Source organism: Nitrospirota bacterium (genome assembly GCA_020846775.1).
In the GTDB taxonomy this organism is placed as follows: domain Bacteria; phylum Nitrospirota; class 9FT-COMBO-42-15; order HDB-SIOI813; family HDB-SIOI813; genus RBG-16-43-11.
On sequence record JADLDG010000080.1, the window covers coordinates 1 to 5,537 of the forward strand.

The following is a 5,537-nucleotide window of genomic DNA, read 5'->3' on the forward strand; positions in this document are numbered from 1 at the left end:
AATTTCCAGCAGTTTAGATATACTGCCGAAAAGTCAAATAGACATTATTATTAGATCGTAAAAAGAGAGAACTCTCCGTTGATATCTATGGGTTTTCTTCGTATTATTCTAGCAATGGTGTTGTTCGTAATTGGAGCAGTATTATGCATCACGATCATTGGAGCTATTATTGGTATTCCATTAATATTAGTCGGGGTATACCTCTTATATAGCGAACAGAAAAACCGAAGTAAAGAGGCAGTCAGAGAGGGTGTTAAAGAAGCCTTAAAAGATATGGACAAAAAATGTATGGAACAAAAAGATGTGGAACAAAAAGATGTGGAACAAAAGATTACTTAATTTCTCATCCTTTTCGGAATAATAAAATTTTCAACCTAATTATCCTTTTTTGAAATGAATATTTTCTTCAGATGTTTTTTTCCTGCACCCACTCTCCCGCTCCGCTCAGCGGCTGCCTCGTGGCCGGCACCGTGTGCCGCCCGGTTCGACCCTCCGGGCACTCACCCGGGGAAAGAGCATGAGGGAGAGTTCCCAGTAACAGCGACGAACGGTCCGTGAAACGGTCCGCGAGGAGCGGGAATGTGCAGCCGGTGATGAGGAGCCTGCGACGAAATCACGGGAGTCACTATCCCACCAGCCCGAGAAGAGAGACCAGGGAGACGGTGCGGAGCACGGTCGACCGTCGGCTATCCCGAGACTCGAGGACCAGCGGAGCGGAGGCCGCCACCGAACGCAGTGAGGGCGTCGCCGAAGCGGAGCGACACCAGGGCGCCGGTCAACCTTCCGGAGACCGAGCCCTTATCTGTGGTAAATAGATGATTAATTATGGCCAAAAATGTGTTATCTCCCAAAAATAATCGATTAAAACAGAGATCTTATACCGAGTGCGAGGGATGGGAGGTAGAACGGAGCGTGTAATGCGCCCCGATTGGTGGCCGCGCACATTTTCCCCGCTTTTGATTATTTTTTACACCCAGCCCTGCCCCACACCATTTCGTTTTACAGTTGTGGCAACGAAAAATGGCATGATTTAACCAACATAATCACAAAATATCATCTTTTTCGGTCGATTGAGGAAAGGGAAAATTCGGCGTCAATTTTATGTCACCATAAAATAATCCCCAAACTGGGAATCCTCGCAATTTATTTGAGGAATGATCGGCTTGAGGACTGGCTACCGCAATCTATAATATTGGATTGTGTGCCTTTGACAATCATTCCTCCGATGAAATAGAACAAAATCCAGATGTAAAAAATCATTCAATAAAATTGCAAGAGTTTCCTTGCTATGGTGGCATTCATGAAAGCAAATCCATATTTCATACTTACCATTGCTCTTGTCGTTACATTCTTCACAGTAGGAATCGCTGGGGCTGAAACGCTGGTTGAATCTCCTGTGGCTACGCAACAGGCACCGCAGTCACTAATCGTAATAACCTGGTATCTCGTAGCACTGAACGAGGGCGATGGGTCACTCTCGATTAAGCCCGGAACTATGATCACTGCATTCTTCGATACTCAGGGGGAGGTATCCGGATTGGCAGGGTGCAATCAATATATTGCCTACTATGAAGCAACCACTGCCGGACTTCAAATGGGGCCACCAGCGACTACCAAAATGACCTGTAGTGAACCTGCCGGGGTCATGACCCAGGAGACGGTATACCTGTCCACCCTCCAGGGTGCCGCATCCTATTCCCTCTCTGGAAATACCCTGACCATCAATGACAGCGGGGGAAACGCCCTCCTCACCTATTCGACTGTCCCCCCTGCAATAACCCAAGAAGAACAAAACGAGATTATTGACCTTACATCAAGGATATTCGCAGATACAGACCAGACTTGGACCATCATCTTTGAAGACCATCTGGCTAGAACATATAGCCCCCCGAATCTTGTCGTATTCGAAGATAATGTCAGCACAGGGTGCGGTCAAGTTACAACCGATATCGGGCCACTCTACTGCTCACAAAATCAGACTGTGTATATAGACCTCAATTTTTTAAATGAAATGGAGCAGCTTCTAGATCCCGCTGATTCTGCCTACGCATACGTCATTTCTCATGAGGTTGGCCACCATGTGCAAAATCTCCTAGGTACTCTGCAGTATGTCAACCAGCAACAATCTTTGATAAGTGAAGCCGACGCCGATGCACTATCGGAAGCGGTTGAACTACAGGCCGATTGCTATGCAGCGGTCTGGGCATACCAGGCTCAGTTTGGTGACCTGGTCCTTGAAAGGGGTGACTTGGAAGAGGCACTAAATACCGCAAGCTTCATTGGTTACGACCGGAATGAGACGCAGCCCATGGGATACGTCGTCCCTGATACATTCACGCACGGCACGTCTGCCCAGCGAGTTGACGCATTCAGGAAAGGGATGGATGCTGGACTGTTATCTGACTGCAACTGTGAAGAACTTCCCGAGGTGGATGTTACAGGCAATGGTCCAATCGTCAGATCCCCTCATGCAAATTTTACTGCAAATCAGACGTCTGGGAATTCGCCACTATCAGTACAATTTTCCGATAAATCGACTGGGACACCTCCATTTACGTATTATTGGAATTTTGGAGATGGAAGTGCAATTGCGACAACGGCCAACCCCGTCCATACATTCGTAACGAATGCCAATACTACGTTTGTCGTTAATTTAACCGTATCAAACAGTGCGGGTTCTAGTTCAAAATCAATATCGATTCCTGTTACCGTCCCTCAAACACCCATTCAAGATTCACCTTTTGTTCTTGCCACGGTCTCCAACAGCATCGTTGCCAAGGGTGACGATATGTACATTCGTGGTGTTGCAGAAGGTGATCCCTCACAAGGCGTTGTTATTTGGATTATCGGTAATATCTCTAATTCTTCTTTCATCGGTTACAGCATTGAGTATGTAAACAATGACGGAACCTTTGAGTATGAAATCGACGGGGGTATGACATCAGGTATGACCAGCGGCCAGTACTTCGTCGTCGTTCAGCACCCGATGAACAACGATGTATTCGATGTATACCCCATGGCAGCCGATGGGTACGCCTTCCGATATGTCGTCGGACCTTACCCCACTGCGAACTCGGTCCTCTTCACACTCGAAGGGCCAGGTAGCCTGCCGGGATCTGATGCAGTGAATGCACTAACCGCAGCCCTCGACAATTCGATGGTTGACGATAACTACACCAAGCTCCAGTTCATGATCGAAGTGCCGGAGATCAACATTCACCAGATCCCTGAAGTAATGCTCGGAGACCAGTTCGAGATCGAGGGAACCACCAACCTGGCTGTCGATGACGAGCTTCTTGTTGAGGTCTATTCCTCCTCGTTCGGACCGACTGAAGTCCCCCAAACCGGAATATTCAATGCTTCAGGTACCGTGAATGTTGTCAGGGGAAATGATGGCTTCAACACATGGTCCTTCCCGGTTGACACTACAACCTTCAAGGCCGATGAATATATCGTCAATGTCTCGGCCATTGGCCTCCAGAGTGCCAACCCTGTGACTGCCATAACACTTTTCAACGTAGTTCAATTCGTGCCGACCACCGAGCCAACCACCACACCAATTCCATCAGTTTACGATGCTGACGCTGCTGTGCAATATGCAAAAATATGGGGGGGCGTAAATCGAAATCCAGAATATCATGACTATACTTACGAAGGAGGGGATTGTGCAAACTTTGTTTCTCAATGTCTCATTGCTGGAGGGCTAACATTAGATACATATATTGATAAAAATGGATCAATTATCGGTTGTGATAATCTCAATGCATGGTTAAAGTCAAAAGGATATTACTCAGAAGAAATTTTAAAATCACAGAATCCTTCAGAACCGACCTGGTTTTCGCCGGGAGACATTGCGATTTATGGAAACGCTTCAGATAAATATCAACATGCAATCATCGCTGTCGGGTATGACACAGACAATTTTGTATTATACAATGGTCACACAGAAGATATGATTCAAAAGAGAATCACATATATGTATGGCAATAGAGCTTGGGACCGATGTACGTTTTACCGTTTGAACTCCAGTTCTGTTGTACCGGATTCACCAAAATTAGTAACAGATGAAATAAGTCAAATTGGAACTACATTTGCAATCTTAAAAGGGCATATAGAAAATCCTATTCCTGGGCAAAGCTATGATGTATGTTTTAGGTATGAAGGCGGCTCCGTCCCTAAAACCAAGGTTGGTTATACAACAGTATCAACTGGAAATCCAAATTATGAATATAATTTAACGGGACTGGAATCAGGCACTGCCTATTATTATCGTGCGGTTCATGCCGACTCTCAGGGAACAGGAGAAACTGAGAAACATCCAATCGATGCAGATAATGTCAGAACTTTTTCAACAGAGGATGATACTCAAATAATCCCTTCGGACAACGAAGCACTTGAAGCGTTTCTCGATAACATAAGTCAGCTTGTGGAAAATAATCCTGCATACTTTAATGACGAGTGGGGAATATCAAAAGATCAATATAAAATTGTATTAGCAACCCTTGCTTACGCAGAAGGAGGCAAATTTGGTTATTCGGCTCATAGCAGTACTGTGAGAGAAACCGGTCCGGATTGTTATCAACATATTAATGTTACTGATTTCTATTTCTCGCGAGGAATAGGACCTTTCCAAATAGATTTGCTCAAGGAAACATGGTCGACAATTGAGAAGTTAAATTCAACGGAAACCACAAAAATTACATTAGAAGAGCATAAAAAATTGCTAGGAAACAATGTAAATGACATTAATGATATTCGAACCCTTGCCTCGGTTACTTGGATGGCATATGGGGATGAAACATATTGGGCGGGACAATGGCAATCGTTGACTGGAACAAACTGGTATACAGTCAAAGGGTCAAACAAAGCAAATTCTTTACCTTTTACATGGGAGAACTTTAAGACAAAATATAAAGAGAACAAAAATTCACACTGGTATCCTTATGCAGATGTAATTAAGCCAATTGGTCAAAAATATTGGATAATTGATAATAAAGATGATATCAAATTAGATTCTGGAAAGTCTGTTATTATCGATAAACCACTTGATACTTACCATATCAAAGCAAAGGGTGATGGAATAGAATGGGACTATTATTATTGCATAGATGAAGTAAATGGAACAGAAATTTGGGCATATTATAATCCAAACGATAACCAACACCACCTAAAATCCATATTTTGGAGGGAATACATTTCTGGAGCTTATCCAGAAAATATTATTAAAAATCCAGGGGTTATTCAGAAAGCGGGGAAGACTTTAAACCACATTGTTATCTCAGATAAAACTACATCAACTAACGTCGATGTTGCTCTCATTATTGACAGTTCCGGAAGCATGACTTCCAACGATCCAAAAAACCTTCGAAAGAGTGCAGCACACTTATTTATAGATCTTGTTGATGATGAAGATAAAATTACAATTGTTGATTTCGACGAATCAGTGACACTCCGTCAAAGCCTCATCATTGTCGCGGGAAATAGGGAGAAACTGAAAAATGCTGTTAATCGGGTTGATAGCATAGGAGGCACGAATA

General features: G+C 43.9%; 2 protein-coding genes. Both read left to right on the forward strand.

Annotation, left to right across the window (positions count from 1 at the left end):
- Nucleotides 1-87: 87 nt before the first annotated feature.
- The gene (locus IT392_09900; GenBank protein MCC6544797.1) at nucleotides 88-339 is read left to right on the forward strand and encodes a hypothetical protein; all 252 of its coding nucleotides are present in this window, start codon (nucleotides 88-90) and stop codon (nucleotides 337-339) included.
- A gap of 961 nt (nucleotides 340-1,300) precedes the next feature.
- Nucleotides 1,301-5,537: neutral zinc metallopeptidase (locus IT392_09905; protein MCC6544798.1), on the forward strand; the 4,237-nt coding region annotated here is incomplete at its 3' end.

What these genes read in the sequence shown, in the direction of transcription:
- IT392_09900 (MCC6544797.1), top strand. Translation starts at nt 88, where the DNA reads ATGGGTTTTCTTCGTATTATTCTAGCAATGGTGTTGTTCGTAATTGGA.